General features: G+C 46.3%; 23 protein-coding genes. 4 read left to right on the forward strand and 19 right to left on the reverse strand.

Annotation, left to right across the window (positions count from 1 at the left end; all coding sequences use genetic code 11):
* Window positions 1–7: 7 nt before the first annotated feature.
* From BM358_RS00110 to BM358_RS00145, 8 genes are all read right to left on the reverse strand, one after another.
* Window positions 8–763, reverse strand: a complete 756-nt coding sequence (locus tag BM358_RS00110) for a LutC/YkgG family protein (protein ID WP_028542336.1) — start codon at window positions 761–763, stop codon at window positions 8–10.
* On the reverse strand, window positions 756–2,276 hold the full coding sequence (locus BM358_RS00115) for a LutB/LldF family L-lactate oxidation iron-sulfur protein (RefSeq protein WP_028542337.1): 1,521 nt from the start codon (window positions 2,274–2,276) through the stop codon (window positions 756–758). The genes BM358_RS00110 and BM358_RS00115 overlap by 8 nt, the downstream gene beginning before the upstream one ends.
* On the reverse strand, window positions 2,273–3,001 hold the full coding sequence (locus BM358_RS00120; protein WP_025724218.1) for a (Fe-S)-binding protein: 729 nt from the start codon (window positions 2,999–3,001) through the stop codon (window positions 2,273–2,275). Before BM358_RS00120 ends, BM358_RS00115 begins: the two co-directional genes overlap by 4 nt.
* Before the next feature lie 268 nt (window positions 3,002–3,269).
* On the reverse strand, window positions 3,270–4,028 hold the full coding sequence (locus BM358_RS00125) for a DeoR/GlpR family DNA-binding transcription regulator (RefSeq protein ID WP_023988422.1): 759 nt from the start codon (window positions 4,026–4,028) through the stop codon (window positions 3,270–3,272).
* A gap of 20 nt (window positions 4,029–4,048) precedes the next feature.
* Entirely contained in the window at window positions 4,049–5,524 is a 1,476-nt protein-coding gene (gene rhaB / locus BM358_RS00130) for a rhamnulokinase (protein WP_028542338.1), read from the reverse strand.
* Entirely contained in the window at window positions 5,521–6,741 is a 1,221-nt protein-coding gene (gene rhaI / locus BM358_RS00135) for an L-rhamnose isomerase (RefSeq protein ID WP_028542339.1), read from the reverse strand. Before rhaI ends, rhaB begins: the two co-directional genes overlap by 4 nt.
* 352 nt (window positions 6,742–7,093) lie before the next feature.
* A complete protein-coding gene (locus BM358_RS00140; protein WP_028542340.1) occupies window positions 7,094–9,163 on the reverse strand; it encodes a bifunctional rhamnulose-1-phosphate aldolase/short-chain dehydrogenase in 2,070 nt (689 codons plus the stop codon).
* A 263-nt stretch (window positions 9,164–9,426) separates the two neighbouring features.
* Window positions 9,427–10,440 carry an LLM class flavin-dependent oxidoreductase gene (locus BM358_RS00145; protein ID WP_023988418.1) on the reverse strand — a complete coding sequence of 338 codons (1,014 nt, stop codon included), beginning with the start codon at window positions 10,438–10,440 and terminating at the stop codon, window positions 9,427–9,429.
* Between the two features lie 245 nt (window positions 10,441–10,685).
* Between BM358_RS00145 and BM358_RS00150 the strand changes: the two genes are divergently transcribed.
* The 4 genes from BM358_RS00150 to BM358_RS00165 all read left to right on the forward strand — a co-directional run bounded on the left by BM358_RS00150 (window position 10,686) and on the right by BM358_RS00165 (window position 14,831).
* Window positions 10,686–11,162, forward strand: a complete 477-nt coding sequence (locus tag BM358_RS00150; RefSeq protein WP_081327414.1) for an Rrf2 family transcriptional regulator — start codon at window positions 10,686–10,688, stop codon at window positions 11,160–11,162.
* 31 nt (window positions 11,163–11,193) lie between these two features.
* Window positions 11,194–12,075, forward strand: a complete 882-nt coding sequence (gene hslO, locus BM358_RS00155) for an Hsp33 family molecular chaperone HslO (RefSeq protein ID WP_028542342.1) — start codon at window positions 11,194–11,196, stop codon at window positions 12,073–12,075.
* Window positions 12,076–12,230: 155 nt separating this feature from the next.
* Window positions 12,231–13,064 carry a class I SAM-dependent methyltransferase gene (locus BM358_RS00160; protein ID WP_023988415.1) on the forward strand — a complete coding sequence of 278 codons (834 nt, stop codon included), beginning with the start codon at window positions 12,231–12,233 and terminating at the stop codon, window positions 13,062–13,064.
* An 897-nt stretch (window positions 13,065–13,961) separates the two neighbouring features.
* Window positions 13,962–14,831, forward strand: coding sequence for an aminoglycoside 6-adenylyltransferase (locus tag BM358_RS00165; protein ID WP_023988413.1), 870 nt, complete (start codon window positions 13,962–13,964; stop codon window positions 14,829–14,831).
* Window positions 14,832–14,880: 49 nt separating this feature from the next.
* Here BM358_RS00165 and BM358_RS00170 read toward each other — a convergent pair whose 3' ends face one another.
* From BM358_RS00170 to BM358_RS00220, 11 genes are all read right to left on the reverse strand, one after another.
* Window positions 14,881–16,749 carry an alpha/beta fold hydrolase gene (locus tag BM358_RS00170; RefSeq protein ID WP_028542343.1) on the reverse strand — a complete coding sequence of 623 codons (1,869 nt, stop codon included), beginning with the start codon at window positions 16,747–16,749 and terminating at the stop codon, window positions 14,881–14,883.
* 60 nt (window positions 16,750–16,809) lie between these two features.
* Entirely contained in the window at window positions 16,810–17,391 is a 582-nt protein-coding gene (locus BM358_RS00175) for a TetR/AcrR family transcriptional regulator (RefSeq protein ID WP_226887689.1), read from the reverse strand.
* Window positions 17,392–17,457: 66 nt separating this feature from the next.
* Window positions 17,458–17,802 (reverse strand): cupin domain-containing protein, encoded by a 345-nt coding sequence (locus BM358_RS00180; protein ID WP_028542344.1) that lies wholly within the window; start codon window positions 17,800–17,802, stop codon window positions 17,458–17,460.
* 121 nt (window positions 17,803–17,923) lie between these two features.
* Window positions 17,924–18,259, reverse strand: a complete 336-nt coding sequence (locus tag BM358_RS00185; protein ID WP_028542345.1) for a YolD-like family protein — start codon at window positions 18,257–18,259, stop codon at window positions 17,924–17,926.
* Window positions 18,260–18,271: 12 nt separating this feature from the next.
* Entirely contained in the window at window positions 18,272–18,466 is a 195-nt protein-coding gene (locus BM358_RS00190; protein WP_028542346.1) for a hypothetical protein, read from the reverse strand.
* A gap of 154 nt (window positions 18,467–18,620) precedes the next feature.
* On the reverse strand, window positions 18,621–19,004 hold the full coding sequence (locus tag BM358_RS00195; RefSeq protein ID WP_023988409.1) for a VOC family protein: 384 nt from the start codon (window positions 19,002–19,004) through the stop codon (window positions 18,621–18,623).
* A 66-nt stretch (window positions 19,005–19,070) separates the two neighbouring features.
* Window positions 19,071–19,559: a hypothetical protein gene (locus BM358_RS00200; RefSeq protein WP_028542347.1), complete on the reverse strand. Its 489-nt coding sequence runs from the start codon at window positions 19,557–19,559 to the stop codon at window positions 19,071–19,073.
* Window positions 19,560–19,644: 85 nt separating this feature from the next.
* Window positions 19,645–20,007 (reverse strand): response regulator, encoded by a 363-nt coding sequence (locus tag BM358_RS00205; protein WP_023988407.1) that lies wholly within the window; start codon window positions 20,005–20,007, stop codon window positions 19,645–19,647.
* 333 nt (window positions 20,008–20,340) lie between these two features.
* Window positions 20,341–21,330, reverse strand: coding sequence for a metal ABC transporter substrate-binding protein (locus tag BM358_RS00210; protein ID WP_023988406.1), 990 nt, complete (start codon window positions 21,328–21,330; stop codon window positions 20,341–20,343).
* Between the two features lie 52 nt (window positions 21,331–21,382).
* A complete protein-coding gene (locus BM358_RS00215) occupies window positions 21,383–22,231 on the reverse strand; it encodes a metal ABC transporter permease (protein ID WP_028542348.1) in 849 nt (282 codons plus the stop codon).
* Complete coding sequence (locus BM358_RS00220; RefSeq protein WP_025724201.1) at window positions 22,177–22,884, reverse strand: metal ABC transporter ATP-binding protein; 708 nt, start codon at window positions 22,882–22,884, stop codon at window positions 22,177–22,179. Before BM358_RS00220 ends, BM358_RS00215 begins: the two co-directional genes overlap by 55 nt.
* Between the last annotated feature and the right edge of the window lie 23 nt (window positions 22,885–22,907).

Consider the following 22,907-nt stretch of genomic DNA (forward strand, 5'->3'; position numbering starts at 1 on the left):
CTACAAACTAACCAATCAACAGTGTATAGACGATACCCGGCCCGTGTACACCGATCGTCAGATCATTTTCAATATCCGACGAGCGGCTCGGTCCAGTAATAAAATGAATGCCTGCGGGCAGTTGCTCACGCCCGGCTTCGTCAAAATGGCTTAGAATTTCGCCCAGCCGTGTTCGCAAGCGCTCTACTGGCAGAAGAATGATCAGTACAGTTGGCAAAAGGCTGACCGCACGGCCTTTCTCCGGCGAGGATAGCACCGCTACCGAACCGGTGTAAGCAGCCGCTTCGTCGGCGATGACGATGCCGATATCCGCCTCGGCGGCGCGGGCCTTCCAATCCTCGACTGGATCGGTGTTCCACACCGATAAACGGACTTCCGGCAGCGCCAATTCCAGCTGGAGCGCATCCAGGTCCGGCTCATTCTGCCGGACGATATAGGCCGCTCCCAGCTCTCGCGCTTTGTGCGCGATCCAGTCTGCGGTCTGCTCCAAATCCGACAGACGCACGACATGCCCGCCAACACTTGTAAAGTTGGCGGTGAACTCTTCGATGCGCTGCTCCGCGCTCCATTCGAATTCGTGCCAAAATGCAGGTGCCCCGCGAAACGGCTGAACTGGCGGTTCCGTTTGTCGTGGACGCTTGAGCCGCGTCGCGATGTCGTCCATAAAGCGTACCTGCTTGGCACGGGATTCTGCTTCCATTTGATGAAGCCACGTTTCATGGGCCGCTTTTGCTTGCGCAGAAGGATTACTCTGTTCACTCATGCTGCGTCCCTCCTTTACTTCTATCTGCCAAAATCTTCTCCATTCGACTGAGAACATCCGGCTGCATCACATTGCGTTCCTGCTCCAGCTTATGCTCCAGCGTGTTCCATTGCTGACGGAAGGATTTTTTCGCCAAAGAGGGAGCCACACGGTACGTATTCCATCCCTTTAGGGGGCCCAGCTTTAGGGTAATTTCGCCCTTACGAACGACCGCTTTCTGAGCAATCTGCCCTAGCCGAATCGCCGCTGCGAATCGCTTCGAGCTGGAAACCACGGTCGCAAAACCTTTCATTCCTACTGTTTCCAGCTTATCTCCTTGTCCCGCCTCTACCTTACGTCTACGCAAATATACCAGCATATCATGCAGCGGTATTTTGACCGGACAGGCTTCATAACACGCACCACACAGACTGGATGCACTCGCAATATCGTTCCACTCTTCGATGTTGCCATGAAGGGCAGGCGTAAGCACTGCACCGATAGGGCCACTATATGTCCCGCCATACGCATGCCCGCCAATGTGTCGGTACACTGGACAGGCATTCAGGCAAGCCCCACAGCGAATGCAATTCAGCAACTCTTGAAACTCGGGATTGCCTAGCTGTAGTGAACGTCCGTTATCTACGATGATGATGTGCATTTCGTCAGGCCCATCGGCATCTTGGCTGCGCCGAGGGCCTGAAATACCAGACATGTACATGGTCAGCTTCTGTCCAGTAGCGGATCGTGGCAGTAATGTAGCCATCACCTCCAAATCCGTCCAGGATGGAATAATCCGTTCCATGCCCATCAGCGTAATTTGCGTTTTGGGCAAAGTGGATACCATTCGTGCGTTGCCTTCATTTTCAAACAGGACCATGGAGCCTGTCTCGGCGATAGCAAAATTACACCCGGTCATGCCAATATCCGCTTCCAGAAACTTTTCGCGTAGCTTTTTGCGGACAAAGCCCGCCAAAATCGTCGTATCCGCGGACAGTTTCTCCCCTGCTTCTTTGGATAACAGCTCGGCAATCTGATAGCGGTTTTTGTGAATCGCCGGAATGACGATATGAGACGGGGGCTCTCCTGCCAGTTGAATAATATATTCACCGAGGTCACTTTCAATCGTCTCGATATCCGCACCCTCCAGCGCCTGATTCAAATGCAGCTCCTCCGACACCATCGACTTGGATTTGACGACGGAGCGGGCTTGGCTATGCGCAGCAATATCCAGTGTAATACGTACGGCATCGGCTGCTGTATCGGCAAAATGAATATGCACCCCGTTGGCACGGGCATTTTCTACAAATAGATTTAAGTAATAGTCCAGATGGGCAATGGTATGCAGACGAATTTGACGGCCCCGTTCCCGCCATTCCTCCCAATTTCCGTGCTGTTCTGAAGCCACCCGCTTGCCGTTACGAAGCCGCTCCGTAGTGAAACGAACTGCATTCCGCAGAAAATCATCATTTAGGGCCAGCTCTGCGCGTTTTTTGACCTTTTGGTTCATGGAATGTGAGTGTACGGCGGTCATGCGTGCTTCACCCCTTCGTACAGCAGCTCAGCCAGATGCATCACCCGAACTGGCTCCTCCCGATACCGAAGATTTCCAGCAATGTTCATCAAGCAGGCCATATCTAGTCCGACCAGTACCTCGGCTTCGGTCTCCCTGATGTGGTCCACTTTTTCAGTCACCATCGCTCCCGAAATATCCGGCATTTTCACCGCGAAAGTCCCGCCAAAGCCACAGCAGTCCTCAGCAAAGGGAAGTGGTACTAATTGCAGCCCCTTTACACTGCCAAGCAGCTTCATCGGTTCCTCCTTCACGCCGAGCAAACGTGTGCCATGGCAAGACGGATGGTAGGTTACCGTATGCGGAAAAGACGCGCCCACATCGGTCACGCCAAGCACCTGCACCATAAATTGCGTAAACTCATACGTCTTTTGCTCCAGCCTCCGTGCCGAATCGAGCCATTCGGGTTCATCCTTAAACAACTCCGGGTAATGATGAATCATATATGTGCAAGAGCCGGAAGGAGATACGACAAAATCGCTGTCGTTAAACGCTTTCAAAATCGTTTTAGCCGCAACCCTCGTTTCATCCCAATAGCCGCTGTTATAGGATGGCTGTCCGCAGCATGTCTGTATCTTCGGAAAATCCAGCTGAACACCATATCTGACAAGCAAGCGTGCCATCGCTTCCCCTACCTTGGGATAAATCGCATCACTTAGGCAGGTAATAAATAAAGATACCTTCATACGGAACACCCTTCCGTCCATGGAATAGCTATTACTTTATAACTGAAAGGTTACCTATAGTGCCGCTGCGCAGTCAGATGGTGCTTCCCATCGCTGTTGCCCCCAGATTCTTTACTCAATGCTAAAAATCCGGGGGAAGTGATACTTTAGAAGCTTGCAGTGGGATTCTCACTTATAACTTTTTTACATCATCAAAGAATCCCACTGCAATAGCGATCGTAAGACCAAATGAAACGCAAAGCGGCCTTCACCTTGGAAACTCCCCGCTTCACACAACCGTAACTGGAATAGCCAGCTCCGCAAGTTGACTGCGAATCGGGTCCGACAACCGCGAATCCGTAATAATCTCGGATACCTGCGACAGGTTCACGACATGCGTAAACGCCTGTTGCCCAAATTTGCTCGCATCCGCCAGTAAAATCACACGGTCTGCAATGCTGACCATTTTCTGCTTCAAACGAGCTTGCAGTTCATTTGATTCGCTAATACCGCGATCCAGATGAACCCCCTGGCTGGAGAAAAACAATTTATCCACATAATAGGTTTCTAGTGAACGCTCTGCGAGCGGGCCTACAAATGACAACGAGCGTTGAAGCAACTGCCCGCCCGTCGAAATGACCTCGATTTTTTCCTTACCCGCCAGCTCTGTAGCTACCCGAATTGAATTTGTTAATATTGTCAAAGGAATATCCGGTAAACTTGACGCCATATACCAGGCGGTTGTGCTGGCATCCAGCAAAATACGATCATTCGGCTGAATCTGCTTGACCGCTTCCTCGGCAATCCTACGCTTTTCCTCTGCGTTCATAATTTCCCGTACCGCATAGGGCGTTTCAGGCTGCTCGTTTTTGACACTGACCGCTCCCCCATGCGAACGGCGCAGTCGTCCCGCCTGCTCCAGGCGGTCCAGATCACGGCGGATCGTTTCCTCCGTTACTTTGCACAACTCACTCAATTCGGACACCCGTATGCTTCCTTTTTCATTAACGAGCTGCACAATCATCTCATATCTTTCTGCGACCAGCATGGCAATCTCACTCCACATCTTTAATGTACAAAAAGTCCCGCCACCCGCCGGAATTGCCCGTAGGCATCCTCCCACGCTTCTGACTCGGCAGGTTCATATTCCTCCACGGAAATAGAATCCGCGATGACCCGGCGTGCTTCCCATATATCGGCGAACTTTCCCTGTGTCATCCATTGTACCGCAAGATTGCCGATTGCGCTCGCTTCTGCAGGTCCCGCCCACACTGGTTTTTGAATCGAATTGGCCGTCCATTGGCACAGCAAGCGATTTTGAATCCCTCCTCCGACCATATGCAAACCATTAAACCGTTGTCCTGACACCTGCTCCGTAAGCTCCAAAATGTAACGGTACTTTAACGCCAGACTCTCCAAAACACAGCGCGTGATTTCACCCGGCGTCTCGGGCAATGGCTGCCCGGTGTTGCGGCAATATTGGCGAATACGTGTTTTCATATCCCCGGCGTGCAGAAACAGTTCATCGTCCGGGTCAATCAAAGAAGTGAATGCTGGAGCCTGTTCTGCCATATGAACCAGTTCGGGGAAGGAATAGGAGTATCCCTGCCGCTCCCATTCTCTGCGCGCCTCCTGTAAAATCCACAAGCCCATAATGTTTTTAAGCAGCCTGTAAGTTCGACCGACCCCACCTTCGTTCGTAAAATTAAAACGAAGCGTATCGTCATTGATTACAGGCTGTGCCGTTTCCGTTCCCATCAGGGACCATGTTCCGCAGCTCAAGTACGCAAACGAGTGCTCCAGCGCAGGCACGGCAGCCACAGCAGATCCCGTATCGTGCTCTGCTACTGCAATTACAGGAATCGCCCCAATACCCAGATCGGTCATGACCGACGAGCGGATAGTTCCTGCAACATTTCCTGGCTCCAGTACCTCACCAAACCAGGAACGGGGAATATTGATTCCAGACAAAAGCTCATCATCCCATTTTTGCTGCAACGGATTATATAATTGCGTGCTGGTCGCATTCGAAAACTCATTGTACATTTCACCTGTCAGAAAATACCGCAGCAGATCTGGAATCATCAAGAAATGCTTTGCCTGCTCCAGCAACGGTGAACTCGCATTTCGCATAGCAGCCAGCTGATAAATCGTGTTAAACGTCAAAAACTGAATGCCTGTACGCTGAAAAATGGAGTCTTTTCCCAGCCGTCTCTGTATTTCTTCCATCACCCCGTGGGTGTGCCAATCCCGATAATGATAAGGGTTCCCCAGCAATTCTCCGGTTTCCCCAATTAATCCAAAATCGACCGCCCAGGAGTCAATCGCAAGACTGGACGGATTCACTCCCATATGCTTGGCTTTGAGCAATCCTTGCTGAACCTCGTGATACAGACGCAACAGATCCCAGTGCAGACGCTCCCCGACCTTGACCGGATCATTCGAAAAGCGATGAATTTCCTCCACCACTATACGTGAATCTGTCAATTCTCCGAGTAGAACCCTGCCGCTGCTTGCCCCCAAATCATAAGCGAGGATGCTCACCAGCTTGCACCACCCTTGCCTCTTTGCAAAATCTGCGTGCCATACTCAGACGCTAAATAGGCTTTCATCGGGTCTGCCGGTAACCCTTGCTCTTCACGGATCGCTCTGAGCAATGGTGCCACATCGAACTCAAACGCTTGGCGCACGGCATCCTCCGCACCCAGCACATCCTGGCGACTCGCCGCTTCCTCCACCTCTGCATGATTGATCAGAAGTGCCTTCGCATATTGAGTCTGCACATTCAGCACCGAGCGAATCATCGCCGGAATTTTGGGTTCAATATTGTGCGATTGGTCGATCAAATAAGCAATTTTATCGACGGTATGGCGAATATCCGCATCCGCATCCTGAGCCGCATTCAAAATCTGATAAAAAATCAAGAACAGTTCATACGGATTCGCGGAGCCCACGATCAGATCATCATCCGCATATTTGTAGCTATTAAAATGAAAACCACCTAATCGCTTCTCATCAATTAGAAACGCGACAATATGCTCCACGTTGGCTCCCGGCAGATGATGCCCTGTATCCACCAGCACCTGTGCCTGCGGCCCCAGCTTGGTTGCGAAATTGTACGCCATGCCCCAATCGGCAATATCCGTATGGTAAAAGGCTGGCTCGAACGCCTTGTATTCAATCAACATGCGCATGTCAGGAGTAAGCGCCTTATACATTTCACTGAGCGCTTCCAGCATCCAATTTTTCCGTTTGCGAATGTCTCCCTGACCGGGATAATTCGTTCCATCTGCGAACCATAAGCTAAAATCGTTAGAGCCCGTTTCCTTCGCAATATCCACGCATTCCAGCAAATGGTTGATGGCCTTGCGGCGGATGGCCGGGTCTACATTGGTGACACTGCCGAGCATGTAGTCCTCGTCTTGAAACAGATTGGGATTCACGGCCCCAATCTGTAGTCCCAAGCTTTCGGCATGACTGCGAAGCTTGCCGTAATTGTCTACTGTATCCCACGGAATGTGGATCGCAACGGATGGACATAGGCCTGTCACGGCATGAACTTGCGCGGCATCCTCCAACTTTTCGAACGGGTCACGCGGCACGCCTGTTTTCTGAAAGACTTTAAATCGTGTACCTGAGTCACCATATCCCCAGGATGGTGTTTCTATGCTAAGCGCTTTCAGCTTTGCCTTTACTTGCTCCAGGTCAATGCCCCGTTGTTGCTGTTGCTCCTCGAATAAGGCGTACGCTTTGTCACTCATCGTGGTTCCTCCTTGGAAAATGAAGTGAGTTACGGGAGGCCGCTTCGCGTGCGGATTGTTCTTCCGATCGCTGTTGCAACGGGATTTTTCATTTTATAACACATGATAAGGTTAAAATCCCGTTGCAAAGGCAAACACATCGTTTCTTCAGAACAATTCCGCCCGCTCTGCTGCTGACCACCCATAAAGTCACTTCTATATTTAAAGTGTTAGTGTGTATAAGCCCTTCGAAACTATCGTCATGTGGCTTGGTTTAGTGAAATAGATTAGTACATTAAATTAGTTCATTATAATCCTAAGTGTTGAGCCGTTGAAATGAGTCTATCGCTTACATAGGTTCATTTTAATTCGGCTAGCGTGTAAATGCTGCGGGAACGCCACCGTCGATGGTCAGCATACAACCTGTCGTTTTCTCTGCCTTGGACGAGGCGAAAAAGGCAATGCCCTCGGCGATATCCTGCGGGTAAATGTTGACCAGCAACGTCGTCCGTTTGCGGTAATGTTCCTCCAGCTGGTCGGGCTCAATCCCGTAGGCGGCAGCGCGCTCGTTGCGCCAATTGGAGTTCCAGATTGCCGAGCCTTGCAGAATGGCATCCGGCAAAATGGTGTTCACACGGATACCATATTCACCGCCTTCTGCGGCAATACAACGGGCTAAATGCGCTTCCAGCGCCTTGACCGAGCTGTAGGCTGTTACATTTTTTCCTGCGTAGACCGAGTTTTTGGAACCGACGAACACCATGCTGCCGCCAAGTGTCTGCTCCTTCATGAGCTTGAACGCTTCTCGTGCAACCAGAAAATAACCCGTTCCCAGCACATTCACATTTAAATTCCATTCCTTTAACGATGTTTCATCGAACGGACTGGATGTAGCAAGCCCTGCATTGTTGACGATGATATCTACACCGCCATAGGTCAATGCCGTTTCTGCATAGGCAGCCTGAATTTGCTCCTCCAGCGTCACATCCATTTTTACGGCGATGGCACGATTTTCTCCGTAGCTGCTATTTATCTCTGCGGCTACCTTTTGCGCGCCTTCTAGATTCAGATCTGCCAGTACGACATGTGCGCCTTCATCCACCAAACGACGTGCGGTTGCACTGCCAATTCCGCCTGCACCGCCTGTAATGAACGCAATTTTACGGGAAAATTCAGCTTCTGCTGGCGCGAGTGACAGCTTATAAAGCTCCAGCGGCCAATATTCCACGTTATATGACTCGTTCTCGCTGAGTGAAACAAACTCTCCTAACGCCGTTGCTCCTCGCATGACAGCAATAGCCCGATGATACAAGGCGCCGCTTACCTGCGCGTTGCTCCAGCTTTTTCCTGTGTTGATCATACCAATACCCGGAATCAAAATTACACGTGGCGCAGCCTCAAACATAACATCTCCCTCATGCCGATTGCGCTCGAAATAAGCTTGATACTGCTCCTTATAGGCTGCTATACCCTCGGCAAGCTTAACTTTCAAGCCCTCTACATCCTCCACATCCGGTGTCCAATCTACATAGAGTGGCTTCATCTTGGTATGGACCAGATGATCCGGGCACGCAGCCCCGACCTGGGATAAAGCAGCAGAATCCCTGCCGTTCACAAACTCCAACACATCCTCCGCGTCATCAAAGGTGAGGATCATCTTTTTCTCATCACTGACTGCACCACGGACGGATGGCATGACCTGGGATGCAATGCTGCGGCGTTCTTTATAAGTAAGCGCTTTATATTTTGTGCCTCCAAATGCCTGCTTTTCCTCTTGACGAGCTTTAATATAGCTTTCTGCTTCTTGAATGATTTCGATTGTTTTCGCATAAGCCGCTTCGGATGTCTCTCCCCACGTAACCAGACCATGCTTTTCCATCAATACCAATTCAGCTTGTGGATGATCGAGTACACCTTGGGCAATCATTTTCGATAGCTTAAAGCCAGGACGGATATAAGGCACCCATACAAAACGGTCACCGAAAATTTCCTTAGCGATTTCCTTGCCGTTGTGCGCACAGCACAAGCTAATAATCGCGTCCGGGTGTGTATGATCCACATGTCTAAAAGGCAGAAAAGCATGCAATAGCGTCTCAATTGAAGCCCGTGGATGCTTGGCATCTATCATACAGTTCGCCAAATATGCGACCATATCCTCGTCAGACATATCTTCCCTTTCAAATAAAGGACGAATATCCTCCATACGAAGCCCTGTGAAGTTATGCGCTTTCATTGTTGCGAGATCGGAACCGCTGCCCTTAACGTACATCACTTCTACTTCACGCCCACGAAAATCTTGTATCATCGTTTTGGCCGAAGTGTTGCCGCCTCCCCAGTTGCACACACTCCTATCTGTGCCAATCAGGTTAGAACGGTATACGAGCTGTTCCAGCGTGCTTTTCTGCTCAGATGCTTGTGAAGAAATCCACAGACTTTGTACCATAGGAAAAAGACCTCCAAGTTTAGTTTTAGTTTTGAAAGGCTTTATTAAAGTGGTTATTCTTTGTTTATGGAGACTATAACACTTTTGTTTTAATTTGAAAATAAGTAATACAAAAATAATCAAAAATAAATTTTAATTTTTACCCATCTATAAAACGGATATATTCATTGTAAAACGATCATTTCCACGCAGAAAATAAAGGCCATGTCAGAATCGGTTATAAGAACCTTTCTGGCACAGCCTCATTTGTTTAACTCATCTAATTACCCAACTATACGCATCACTTTGGCTAGCAGCTCGTACGAGCGCAGGCGCGCTTGATGGTCATATACCTGAGAGGTTGTAATCAGCTCATTGGCTCTCGTCTGGTCGATTATCAAATCCATCTTTTGCTTGACGGTGTCAGGACTGCCGATGGCTGAATACCCCAGCATATTACCACGAACCATCTCCTTCTCGTGCTCACTCCAAAGCTTTTCCATGTCATCCACTGGTGGCTTCAGTCCTCCGCTGTGCCCGCGCAGCACATTTAGAAACTGCTGTTCTTGTGAAGTAAAGAGCCATTTTGCTTCCTCATCAGAATCTGCAACAAGCACATTAACACCGACCATCACATATGGCTTATCCAGTGCTTTGGATGGCCGAAAATTGCGATGATACAACTCTAAAGCCTGTAGCAAATGAGCCGGGGCAAAGTGGCTGGCGAACGCGAACGGCAACCCAAGCTGACCTGCTAGCTGTGCGCTGAATCCGCTTGATCCCAGTAACCAGATGGGAATGTCCAGCCCCTCTCCAGGAATCGCTCTTACTCCCGGAACGGCTCCGTTTAGCGCTGGATTCAGGTAAGAACGCAGCTCATTCAATTGCTCGGGGAAATCTTCCCCAGTACTGTGAAGCCCTCGCCGCAGTGCCCTCATCGCGGGTTGATCCGTGCCTGGAGCCCGGCCAAGTCCTAGATCAATTCGTCCCGGATAGAGCGACTCTAGGGTTCCAAACTGCTCTGCAATCATGAGTGGAGCATGGTTAGCCAGCATAATACCGCCTGAACCGACCCGAATCTTGTCTGTATGTGCAGCTACATGCCCGATGATCACGGACGTAGCCGCACTGGCGACCGCCTGCATGTTATGATGCTCCGTTAGCCAGTACCGATGGTACCCCCATTGTTCAGCATGCTGGGCAAGATCCACCGTGTCGCGGAAGGAATCGGCAGGAGTGCCGCCTTCAATGACAGGTGCAAGATCTAATATAGATAGTGCAACGTTACGCGTAGTCATTATATATAAACCCCCTGTCAAAATATTATTTTACATATTTCCCTCAACGTCTTAATTCTTTGACCCATCAATTGATACGTCAATTATGATAATGTGTTCCGTTATGAATTGCAAATGATTTAAATTTTTAGTTTTTATCAAAAAACAGTTTACTTTTATAATAAGCTCATCTATTATGCAATATATGTGGATAATGTTTATCCACATTAGCCTGGTTATAAATATTGAGGTGATTGCTAGTGCATATGAAAACAGGTGTCGAACAATCTGTCTACGCTCTTCTTCTACTCACGATGCTGCCGGACAAAGCCGTTTTACCTGGGGAGGCCATCAGCCAGCAGTTAGGTGCTTCACCTACTTATTTTCATAAACTGTTACGAAAATTGGTTAGTTCCGATTTGATTACTTCTGTACCTGGTGTCAAGGGCGGGTTCAAATTAAAGAAAAAACCTGAGGATATACGGGTATTTGATATTTATCTAGCGATTGAGGGACAACAAACCCTTTATTCTTCCAGTGGTATATACAACGAAATGCTTGAATTAAAGAAAGACGATGAGTGTTGTTTACTGGCAAATTTGATGGAAGAAGCGGAAGCCTCCTGGAAGGCCGTTCTGAAAAGAGAAACCATCGCGTCACTATCCGCTGACTTTTTTAAAGAAGGATATGATGACAAAATTACTTCTTTGGAGAACTGGATTCAGGAAAAAATGGTCTTGTAAAGAACTCTAATTAACAGAAAGGAATATGAACATGAACGATTATTTAGTAAAAGCTCTTGCCTACAACAATCAGGTACGGGCTTATGCCGTGAGAACAACGGAAACGGTAAGTGAAGCCCAACGGCGTCATTATACCTGGCCCACAGCATCGGCTGCATTGGGACGTTCTATGACGGTCGGCGTCATGCTGGGAGCCATGCATAAAGATGAGGATAAACTGACGATCAGAATCAACGGTGGCGGACCTATCGGCACCATTCTTGTCGATACCAACTCCAAAGGTGAAGTTAGAGGTTATGTAAAAAATCCACAAACCCATTTTGAGCTTAATCAGATAGGGAAATTGGATGTCGCCAGAGCTGTAGGAACAGATGGAGCGCTAATTGTATCCAAAGATATCGGCTTAAAACACCCGTTTGTTGGACAGGTCCCTCTCATATCGGGTGAACTGGGCGAGGACTTCACATCTTATCTCGTCCAATCCGAACAAATTCCTTCTTCTGTGGGAGCGGGAGTTATTGTTAACCCGGATAACTCTATACAGGCGGCTGGAGGTTTTATTATTCAGCTGATGCCAGATACACCAGAAGAGGTTATCAGTTTTATCGAGAGACGTATTGAGAGCATTCCAAGCATCTCCACAATGGTCATGGAAGGTCTTACACCAGAGCAGATTCTGGGTCAGATTTTAGGAGAAAGCAACATAAACATACTGGAAACCATGCCTGTACAATTTCATTGTCCCTGCTCAGAAGAGCGCGTTACCAATGCCATTATCAGCTTAGGGAATAAGGAAATAGAAGATATGATCCATACCGATGGAGAGGCTGAAGCTCATTGCCACTTTTGTAACGCACACTACCATCTTACCAAAGAAGATCTCGAGGGCATGCTGGAAACAAACATCATTTAAATATGGCTGTTCCCAAAAAATAGGTTTAGCTACTGGGGAACAGCTTTTTTCTTTCCCAATGCTTCCGATGGTTTCTTAATCCTAAACACGGTAGACTTGTTCATGATGTAAGTGATAATGTTATATTATTCCAATCACTTGAGATGAGGTGCGCTATGCTCGAAAAAGATACGCATGAAATTCTGGCTTATTATGATGGCGGTGCAGAAATAGGCAGGTTAGAGCGAGGCATAGGAAAAATAGAACTGGAAAGATCAAAAGAAATCATTTCACGTTATCTCAGGGAGTCTACTCATGTTATTTACGATATCGGCGGCGGTGTAGGGGTCTACTCTTCGTGGCTGGCGGAGCTGGGATACGAAGTTCATCTATTTGATCTATCTTCCCAAGCCATTGAATTCGCTCGTCAGCAGCAACTGAATAAACCCATCATCAGCAAGCTGGAAACCGCGGATGCCAGAAATCTTGATCGTAAAGATGAAAGCGCGGACATCGTGCTATTGATGGGACCTTTATATCATTTAACGGAACAGAAGGAACGAGTAAAAGCACTGCAAGAAGCGGCGCGTGTCTTAAAAAAAGGTGGAACGCTGATTACTTCAGCTATTTCCAGGTTTGGCTCGCTACTGTGGGGGCTATCGGTGTACGGTGAGTACAATACCATTGTGGAGGAAGATGCGTTCATGGATATGGTCAGACAGGAGCTAACAGATGGTCAGCATGTGCGCCCTGCTGCTTCTCCCTCTTTTCTCACACGCTCCTACTTCCATACACCGGATGCCTTGCGCGCAGACTGGCAGGCGGCTGGATTGCCGAAGCCTCGTGTACTGGGCGTGGAAGGACCCGTCTGGATTGCACCCGGATTTGAGGAAAAGTGGGTGCTTCCTTCCCATCGCAGCCGCTTGCTGGATATATCACGGCAGGTTGAAGAGCAGGAATCCGTAATCGGTATGAGCCCGCATATGCTTGCGGTAGGTACCAAGTCTTAAAACTCAGCACCTCTACAATTACGGTCAGATGCCGCTGCTTTAATAGTTCACGATCTATTGCTACGATATCCTCTCCAAGCGGATTAGCTATACCGTCCAAATGCTGATTAAACGTCATTCGTCCACTCTTCATAGGCCGTAAATCCTTCATCACGGTTTCAAGAGCAGCTTCCCACTTCTCATCTGCCGGGTAATATAGCACGTAGTCTAATTTTCCTTTAGATGCAAGTTGAGGCAACAGGATTTCTTGAAGCAACATGTTGATTTCTTTTAAAAAGGCTTTATTGTCCGGACTTCCTCCCAGAAAAATGCCTTGGGGGTTGCTCAATACAGCGGTATCCCATTATTAGATAAAAAAATTCTACCCGGTATGGTGCCGCTAATAACACCTTGAATCGATATGTGATGCTTCATTGTAATAAAAAGACCGAATGCCTTATAAAAATAAGATTCCGCGAGTTCTATTCCTTTAATCATGTGATGAGCACACATCTGTCCGATTTGCCTCCCATAAGCCTATGAGAGATTCTTTCTTATTCATCTAAAAACATAAATCTCTCATAAGCTTTTTGATTTGTTTGTTCGTATTCAAACATCATCACTCCTTTAAACGTATTAGAGGATTAGGCTCTAAGATGGTCTGTACTTGATGCCTCGCTTCATTATGGATAAAACATACAATTCGGTCAAGTGTACTTCTGGTAATGAAGAAGGCCTCGGCAGCACAATTGAATGGCTTCTGTGTATAGGCTATTGTAAGGATAGGAGACTTTTCCCAGATAAAAGAACTTACAGGAGGTTGTTTTCCTTGATGATCCTTGAGCTAGTGGCCATTATTTCTATTGCTTCCTTGTCCACGTTTTTCTCCTTTAGATACCGCTTGTTGAGACAACTATTATGAGAAGTGAACATGAAATGCTTCATACCATTCTCCATTTTGCTCAAGAGGACGAACGGGTACGTGCCGTGATTCTGAATGGTTCACGCGCCAATCCACATGCTCCACGGGACATTTTTCAGGATTATGATATCGTCTTTCTCGTATCCTCCATAGACAGCTTTATTCAGGAACGTCGCTGGATCAACCATTTTGGTGAATTGATCATTATGCAGACGCCTGATGAGCATATGGAACCTGCTCCGATGCCCCGTGATCGCTTTGCTTTTCTCATGTTATTTACAGACGGCAATCGCATAGATCTTACACTCTACCCTGCGAATAACATCACCAATTGCACCCGAGACAGCTTAAGTGTACTGCTGCTGGATAAAGACGGGCTTGTGCAGCCTTTCCCACCGCCAAGTCTTCAAGATTATAAGACGATACCTCCAACTGCCCAAGTCTATGCGAATTCCTGCAACGAGTTCTGGTGGGTCAGTACCTATGTGGCTAAAGGATTATGGCGACAGGAACTGCCCTATGCCAAATTTATGCTGGATCGGCCTGTGAGAGATGCGTTTCACTTGATGCTGGAATGGCATATTGGTATACGAACAGACTTCGCGGCAGACCCGGGTAAACAGGGAAAATATTTTGAGAACCACCTTGAACCTGGACTTTGGGCACTCTACATCCAAACGTTTGCGGATGCAGATTATGAACATATGTGGCAGTCTCTTTTTATCATGGGAAATTTATTTAGAGAAGTTGCCTTGGAAGTAGCGAACCATTATGGTTACGAATATCCGACTCTGGACGATCAACGTGTTACGAACTATCTCCATCACGTAAAAGCTCTCCCAGCAGATGCTAAGGACATTTATTGATAAAAAACCAGTCGGCACTTGATTTATATGTGCTAGGCTGGTTTTATTTTTATACACTAACGTTATTCTGTCGTATGTGCTGCTTTAGATATTGCGCTGTTCGTTCCGGTTGCGAGATCGGAAAATGATGAGCTGCCGGAATATTCAGCGTATGCAGGGCATGAAATGGCTCGGGCAACTTATAGATCTGATCCTTCACACCCCATAGAATCGAAACCTCCTCTTTATCCACTCTTTCGGGTATCTCAGGGACCGACCGGAAGCTATCGGACTTGGTTAGCATGGCTAGGGCTTGCGCAGTCGTCTTTCTTACGCGTGGGGAACGCATTTCTTCAAGAACATATGTGATGTATGCTGGCGGGATATCGTCGATACTTTCAAAACAAGTCTGCGCAAGCAATTGCTTGCGTAAGCCTGACTCGCTGAGTCTGCCTAGCATACTCTCCGTAATTCGTGCGCTCCGATATCTGCGCGGAGCAGTATGCAATACAGGCTGCAATAGGTGTAAGCTACTGATACGCTCAGGTACGCGTTCCCATGCCTTAGCAGCTAGTAGTCCGCCGAACGAATGACCTACAAGGCAGATTGGCGTTTCCAAAGCCTGAATAGCCTGCACTAACGATTCAATGTGGCCTTCTAGTACATCCTCCTTATGATGGTATGGGGAACGGCCAAAACCAGGAAGATCCACCAAGCAAACAGAGGATTCCGGAAATTGATTTGCCAGCGGTATCAAACAATCTGCCCCGCTGAAAGTACCGTGAACTAATACGATCGTTGGATTTCCATTCTTCACCCTTCGCTCCAGGGTAGCTAATGGCCCACGTCTGTTGCGGACATATCCATCTGTATCTATGGTGGAATGAGCAATCCTGAAATCAAGATCAGTAATGACAAATGGGAACACGCTTTTGTTCATCGCCTGTGACAACCCGTATTTACGTTGAATCTCTCGTGCTGCATCCATTGGGTAGTCCACATCCACGATAAAATCGAGTGATTCCTTCGGAATACCTAACTTTTGGCCCAGAGGAGTACCCAGTATACTGGTTAGCCAAGCTGGCGAGATCGAACCGAGCGGTTTACAGACACGAAGCTCCTTCGCCATATTCGTTCCCAGCTCTATCATCGTTGGACTCTGCTGCCTGTCATCCATCAAGTAGTATGTTTCACTAGCAGGATGTGATTCCTTCGTAAGAACACTGATCAATTCGGCTGCATGATCTACATGGACCAAGGGAAGCCAATGAGATTTTCCGCCGGGGACAAGTCCCATAAGCTTGCGCGCTGTAGAACCTACGAGAATGCCTAGCCCACCAGTTTGGGGCGTATCCCCAGACTCTGAGTCACCCATGACAACGCTCAAATGGACAACCGAAAGCGGAAACCCTTCCTTGTGTGCTCCTTGACGAATACGCAAATCAGCCAAAAATTTCATCCTTTCATATGGAGGCGCTTGTTCCAAATGATCGATGATGGGCTCGGGAGTAATCCAATTATGATCATTAAAAGGGCTTTTGTACCCAACCAAATGGATAAAATGTCGTAACCCTTTGCTCGCATGAATATGTGTAGCCAACGTTATCATTTCTTCTGCTGCTTGTAGAAAAGCTGCTCTCGCATCCTCCTCTCCCAGCAGAATATCCATCGGACCTCCTGCATGAATTATCACATCTGCTGTCTCCACGAGTTGCCTGTCAACAGGATTTAATCCTAGAGCAGGTATACTCAAATTGCCAATAACCGGTGTTAATTTCCCGATATGCCATGCTGTCTCCAAATCCATTTGCCTGCATATTTGTTCCCACTTCTGCTGCGAACGAACCAGGACGGTAATAGTGTGTTCCGCCTTTGAAAGTTGTCGTAACGTATGCATGCCGATAAACCCTGTGCCGCCCGTGATAAAGATATGTGCCATATACGAAACCTGCCTTTTTTAATTTTTAGTACTTCGTAGTACTAATAAAGATTAAAAAAATCACTTTAGCAGAAGTGCTAAAGTAAATTTTAAATTTTCGAGTATGCTCGGGTCCTGGCTTGCATGCTGCAGAAAGAGCGCACCTTCAATGGCCGAGACGATGAATTGGGCCGTCGACCTCGCAGGAAGTTCAGCCTGAATCTCTAATCTTTCCCTTCCCTCGTTCAGCAATATTTCTACGGTAGTGATTTGGCTTTGGAAGAACTGGCTTATTTTATTCCGAAACAAGGCGCTATCTTGAGGCATTTGCGTATAAAGAGTAATAAAGGGACAGCCTCCCAAACAATCTGTCTCTTGCTCTGTCAGCAATTGAAGAAGGATTTCAAAACGTTCCTGAACAGACTGATCCTTACGCGAAACAACTTCATAAATCATCTCATTATACGTTTGAATCAGTTGATCCAGAATGGCTGAAAGTAGCTCTTCTTTACTTTTAAAATAATAGTAAATGTTCGTTTTGGACACATTGCTCACAGCCACAATTTCATCCATACTTGTTGCATGATATCCTTGGGTAAGAAACAATGAGGTGGCGATGCGCAGAACAACATCCCGATTCGTGATTTTATTTTTTTTCATCATATTTAGCACTATACGGTACTAAAAAAGACTTGTCAACCTTCGCTGGAACATGTCTACTCCAAAATATTATTTTTCGGCCAGAACCCGGTCACCTCTGCTCGCAGGCTGAGAAATAACCAAAAATTCAACATCCTGATTCGTTTCATTAAACATTTGATGAGGCACCATAGGAGGAACCTCACACCCTTCCTGAGATCCTAATTGGATTCGTTCACCATCCACTTCAAGTACCGCTGTACCTGATAAAATAAAGAAAAATTGGCGCGCATGATGATGATAATGTCTGACCTCATGTGTATTTCCGGGCATCCGCTCATGAATAATGCTCAAATCATTATTTTTCACCAAGCGCCAACCATCACATTGATCTCCCCATATATAATGTTCAGCATTATTTTTACTTATTTTCATATTGAACTCCTCCTTTTGCAATTACAGTTTTATTTTAAATATGGATTCATAGAGCTACAATCTTAATTTTAAAAAACGGCGGGACAAATGTAAAAAACACTCCGACTTAGTCAGACTGTTTTTATATATGCGCCTCGATAATTTCCTCCAACTTAATCCAGCTAAAATCCTCTTCCCCACGGGATAGCTTCACTTCTCGCCGACTTGTGTTAATTACTGTGACCAGTCCACGCAGCTCCTCATCATCAAATGGATTGAACACTTTTAGCGTAATAGGCTTACGTTCGTTATAGGATACGATAATGGCCTGTTCAATCTGCTGCATTTCCTGATCGTCCAGTGCTGGCTTGCCGCGCCTTCCTTGCTCCTTCATCAGTCTTAAATATGCCTCCCGATGCTCAGGCAAAATCATGCGTGAGCTTTCCCATATGCCATTTCCTTCAAGCTTTTTCCCCATCGTAAGCCCCTCCTATGCTGTTCTGGTTACCGGATGCCATGCCAATACATGATCTAATCGAAAAACACGTGGCTGGCCTGTCTGTAAACAGATGGCTCGTATCAAGCCATTCTGCACACGATGCACCTCGATACGCCGATGAGACAGTTTGCCCTTCCGATCCAAATACACGATTTCCACGATCTGCCCCACGTATTTTTCCAACATGATCCTTCACTCCTTATCAGAACGTTTGTTTGTATTATATGCGAACATGCGTTTGATTATCAATGTAAAAAAATCCCCTGAGGGATTTGACTCTCTCAAGGGATTTCGTAACAATGTAATCTGAACTTAAAAATTTAACTTCTACAAAAATTTATTATTTAGTTCGTTCCCTTACAGCAAAGTAATTTTCTTCATTATCTGCAAAGTTAAACACTCTTCCGAAAGGCATAGTTACAATTTCTCCAACTTTGACATTTTTATTTGATAAGTCGTCATATAATTGATCAAGATTTTCCGAAAAAAACATTAAAGAAGGTGTACCGAGATTTAATTCAGGTGACATTTTAGCAACGAATTCCTTATTGTGGAGAATAATGCTTGTTTCTGCACCCTTTGCAGGAGCAATTTCAATCCATCTCATTCCTTGACCATTATTTTCTTCAGAAATTACTTTAAATCCTACTTTTTTTGTCCAAAAATCCAGTGCCTCATCCTGGTTATTTACATACAACATAATTTGACCGACTTTACTAATCATTGATTTTTCAACTCCTTTGTATAAGTAATTACCAAACCTCGATGGCCCTAATCCCATCTCCTCACTTTAAAATTCATAGGTGGATAGCTTAATATCTTCTTTATTCAAATCTTTCAGCGGATAGACAGGGCCATTCCAATAAGTCAGAATATCAAGCGGCCCATTAGTACCATGTTCTTTTAAAGAAAGAGATAATTCAAGTAATAAATGTGGAAGTTGATAAGAGCTTGTTAAAAACTGATATTCCTCTGGACTTTCACAGTCTTCTGCTCGATAGAACACAAAGTATCCCTCGGTATGATCCCCAATGAGTACAATATAGCGAGCAAGAAACATAATTTCGCCATTGGCAAAAGGAATGGAATGTGTCGAAGCAGAGATCAAGTCGGTCTCTAATCCCTCAATACGAAGGGTAAGTTCATTGTTAAGAGCATCCATTCTTTCCCTTTGTTCGCTGACGAGGTGTTCATAATTTACAGGGACAAGCCCTCCATTCTTGATCGTAGCGATCAGTTCGTCTATAAATACTTTTTGAGACAACACTCGATTGCTCATCCTATTCATCTCCATATTCGTGAAAATAAGCATGGAATTCTCGCTTTAACATGTTCAATATTTATGTATTAAAAATCTTGATTCCTTAACTCCCCAGCATTTTTGTGACTGCATTCACGACCCTTTCCATCTCAAATGGTTTAACAATAAAGTCTTTTGCACCTGCCTGAAATGCTTTTATAATCGCTTCCTGCTGCCCCAAAGCAGAACACATCAAAATGTTGGCTTGGGGATCAAGCTCTACAATCTTTTTAACAGCCTCAAGTCCGTCCATCTTAGGCATATTAATATCCATGGTGATTAAATCGGGACGAAAGTGTGCGTATTTCAAAACAGCATCATACCCATTTTCTGCTTCCGCAATAACAGCGTGACCTAAATCCAAAAGAATATCCTTAAGCACAGAACGCATAAATAAAGAGTCATCCACTACTATAACTGTTGCCAAATTAACCTCTCCAATCCGTTGTCAAATGATATGCACGCCCAAACTTCAATATCGGTGAATAAACTAGTAATATTAATAGAAAGAATCTGTAAAAATAAAAACGCTACCAATGAATTATAAAAGAAATTTGAAACTAGCTACTACAGAATTAGTTTTCAAAAAAACGTTTCACAATGACGTAAATCATTTCTGAAAAGCAAATTACAAAGGACTATATATCTACTGTATCTAGAGCACTAGCCCAGAAAGTACAATCTTCTTAGATAGTTATAAAAAAACTGACGCCGGTATCATTCCGACGTCAGTTTTTAAACTTATTCGTTTAAGAATTCCTTATTCATTCAGAGCTTTTTTCAAAGCCTCCAGATTGTTTTTCATCACACCAAGGTAATCCAGGTTCTTCTGTTTGTCTTCATCCGTCAATCCTTCGAGCGGATTCAGTACATCGGTTTTTGAACCGATTTCAGTAGCTACGGTCTCAGCGACCTTCGGATCAACAAGAGTTTCAAAGAAAATCGTTTTAACATTATTTTCTTTAGCAAATTTGATAATACCCGCCAGCTTGTCTGGTGTAGGCTCTTGTTCCGGAGATAATCCGGCAATGGGTACTTGGGTCAGACCATATTGCTTAGCCAAATAACCAAAAGCAGCATGCTGCGTAATAAAGTCTTTACGTTTTACATCTTTCAGACCTGTTTTGAACTCGTTATCCAGATCCTTCAGCTTGGCGATATAAGCATCAGCGTTTTTCTCATAATCAGCTTTGTTTGCCGGATCGGCTGCCACAAGCCCTGCTTCAATGGACTCTACTTCTTTTTGGGCCAAGACTGGATTAAGCCATACATGAGGGTCCAGCACATGATCGTGATCATGGCCTTCCTTTGCGTGTGCTTCTTCTCCTTCTTCCTCCTCAGCCGTGCCTTCCATCAGGTTCAATCCTTTGCTCGCTTCAACTACAACACGCTTATCGTTGGACGCGCTGCTCAAAGCCTGTTCTGCCCAACCTTCGACGATACCGTTATAAACAAATACGTCAGCATCCTTAACCTGTGCCATATCTTTGGCGCTCGGTTCCCAGTCATGCGGCTCAGCACCGGCAGGAATCAACGCGGTTACGTTAGCATGGTCTCCAGCAACTTGCTTGGTAAATTCATACATTGGATAAAAAGTGGTGACCACATTCAGCTTGTCTGCTGTTTGTGCCGCATTCGGCTCGGTTTGGGAAGCATTTGTAGCTGTATTATCAGATTTGGCTCCGCAGCCAGACAAAATAAGTGCTAGTCCCGCAGACAATACAAATGATTTTTTGAACCATGTATTCATATTCATTACTCCTTTATGTGTTAGTTTTTAGTCACTCTCACTGTAATTACACTCACTGGCCTGTCGCATTCTTCCGTCGGGAAGCCTGCTGCTTGCCCAGCTTACGGACCAGCTTTTGAATACCAGCTCCTACGATCAGGAATAATAACAGCACCATGGCAATTGTCCCCCCTGGGGGTGTACTAAGTTCATACGACGCCGTTAAACCCATAAATACGCCGATCAATGCAGTGATCATAGATATCCAGATGGCTGCCGCGAAGCTCGGTGCGATTCGAATCGCCAGCGCCGCAGGGAGCACGATGAGTGAGGAGACAAGCAGCACACCGACAATCGGCATTGCAGCAGCTACAATCATCCCTGTTAAAATACTAAATGCAAATGAGATGGACTTGACAGGAAGTCCATTAGTCTTCGCCGTTTCTTCATCAAAGGTAATCTGATACAATGGACGCCGGAATACAAAAAAGAAAATACCTCCGATCACAGCCACTACAATCATCAACATCAGCTCTGTCTGATTGACCGCTACTACCGAACCGAACAAATAAGCGGAAAACCCTTTGTTGATGCTCTGATTCAGATTCATTAAAATAACGGCCGTCGAGAGGCCACCTACCATAATAATAGCCACAGATATCTCACTATATGTTTTATAAGACCTGCGGACGTATTCAACGATAATCGCGCCGATTACGGCAACAATAAATCCAGTTATCGTTGGGTTAATGCCTAAATAGGCACCCGCTGCCACCCCTGCCAGCGATACATGCGATAGCATGTCCGCCATGAGAGCCTGACGCCGTAGCATCAGATAAACTCCAAGCACCGAGGCCAGCAGTGCAATTACCCCACCGGCACAAAATGCCCGCTGCATGAAGTCGTAGTGCAGCATTTCCATCCGCCATCTTCCTTCCTCTCAAGCTCAATAATTCGATCCAGATAATGTTGCACTTCCGATAGTCCATGGGTCACCATGACCACAGTTCTTCCATATTCCTTAACCTGCTGATTCATCAGATCGTAGAAATGATGGCGGCTTTCCTGATCCATTCCGGTCGTAGGCTCATCCAAAATGAGCAGATCCGATTCCTGAGCGAGTGCTCTTGCCACACAAATACGTTGCTTCTGTCCACCCGACAATTCTCCGATTTTACGGTGACGCAAATCCCACATGCCTACCTGACGCAGCGCCTGCTCAGTCAGATCATGATCCTCAGACCGCATACGGCGTAACCAAGAGCCATGAGTATATCTTCCTGAACGGACAAATTCCAAAATCGTACTTGGAAATCCGCCATTGAAAGCAGCAATTTGTTGAGATACAAATCCGACAACGAGCTTTTTGCCTTCACCTGTACGGTTAGACATGAATACCTTGCCCTTCCAAGGCTGAAGCAAGCCGAGCAACAGTTTGAGCATGGTTGATTTGGAAGCACCATTCGGTCCGGTAATGGCTACAAATTCTCCCGAAAAAATTTCAACATTGGCATCCACCAAGTTAGGAACATCTCCGTAGCCAAATGTGACCTGTTCCAATGAGGCCAATAACATGAGTAAGTCTCCTTTTCCTTTAA

Origin of the sequence: Paenibacillus sp. cl130, from assembly GCF_900116035.1 — a bacterium.
Classification (GTDB): domain Bacteria; phylum Bacillota; class Bacilli; order Paenibacillales; family Paenibacillaceae; genus Paenibacillus; species Paenibacillus polymyxa_B.

Coding starts and splice junctions, on each gene's coding strand:
- BM358_RS00185 (WP_028542345.1), bottom strand. CDS start 18,259: ATGGGGAAAAAGCTTGAAGGAAATGGCATATGGGAAAGCTCACGCATG.
- BM358_RS00215 (WP_028542348.1), bottom strand. CDS start 22,231: ATGGAAATGCTGCACTACGACTTCATGCAGCGGGCATTTTGTGCCGGT.
- BM358_RS00140 (WP_028542340.1), bottom strand. CDS start 9,163: ATGGTACAAAGTCTGTGGATTTCTTCACAAGCATCTGAGCAGAAAAGC.
- BM358_RS00145 (WP_023988418.1), bottom strand. CDS start 10,440: ATGACTACGCGTAACGTTGCACTATCTATATTAGATCTTGCACCTGTC.
- BM358_RS00175 (WP_226887689.1), bottom strand. CDS start 17,391: ATGATGAAAAAAAATAAAATCACGAATCGGGATGTTGTTCTGCGCATC.
- BM358_RS00190 (WP_028542346.1), bottom strand. CDS start 18,466: ATGTTGGAAAAATACGTGGGGCAGATCGTGGAAATCGTGTATTTGGAT.
- hslO (WP_028542342.1), top strand. CDS start 11,194: ATGAACGATTATTTAGTAAAAGCTCTTGCCTACAACAATCAGGTACGG.
- BM358_RS00125 (WP_023988422.1), bottom strand. CDS start 4,028: ATGCTGGTCGCAGAAAGATATGAGATGATTGTGCAGCTCGTTAATGAA.
- BM358_RS00200 (WP_028542347.1), bottom strand. CDS start 19,559: ATGAGCAATCGAGTGTTGTCTCAAAAAGTATTTATAGACGAACTGATC.
- BM358_RS00115 (WP_028542337.1), bottom strand. CDS start 2,276: ATGACCGCCGTACACTCACATTCCATGAACCAAAAGGTCAAAAAACGC.
- BM358_RS00165 (WP_023988413.1), top strand. CDS start 13,962: ATGAGAAGTGAACATGAAATGCTTCATACCATTCTCCATTTTGCTCAA.
- BM358_RS00170 (WP_028542343.1), bottom strand. CDS start 16,749: ATGGCACATATCTTTATCACGGGCGGCACAGGGTTTATCGGCATGCAT.
- BM358_RS00150 (WP_081327414.1), top strand. CDS start 10,686: ATGAAAACAGGTGTCGAACAATCTGTCTACGCTCTTCTTCTACTCACG.
- BM358_RS00120 (WP_025724218.1), bottom strand. CDS start 3,001: ATGAAGGTATCTTTATTTATTACCTGCCTAAGTGATGCGATTTATCCC.
- rhaI (WP_028542339.1), bottom strand. CDS start 6,741: ATGAGTGACAAAGCGTACGCCTTATTCGAGGAGCAACAGCAACAACGG.
- BM358_RS00180 (WP_028542344.1), bottom strand. CDS start 17,802: ATGAAAATAAGTAAAAATAATGCTGAACATTATATATGGGGAGATCAA.
- BM358_RS00210 (WP_023988406.1), bottom strand. CDS start 21,330: ATGAATACATGGTTCAAAAAATCATTTGTATTGTCTGCGGGACTAGCA.
- BM358_RS00160 (WP_023988415.1), top strand. CDS start 12,231: ATGCTCGAAAAAGATACGCATGAAATTCTGGCTTATTATGATGGCGGT.
- BM358_RS00110 (WP_028542336.1), bottom strand. CDS start 763: ATGAGTGAACAGAGTAATCCTTCTGCGCAAGCAAAAGCGGCCCATGAA.
- BM358_RS00195 (WP_023988409.1), bottom strand. CDS start 19,004: ATGATTAGTAAAGTCGGTCAAATTATGTTGTATGTAAATAACCAGGAT.
- BM358_RS00220 (WP_025724201.1), bottom strand. CDS start 22,884: ATGTTATTGGCCTCATTGGAACAGGTCACATTTGGCTACGGAGATGTT.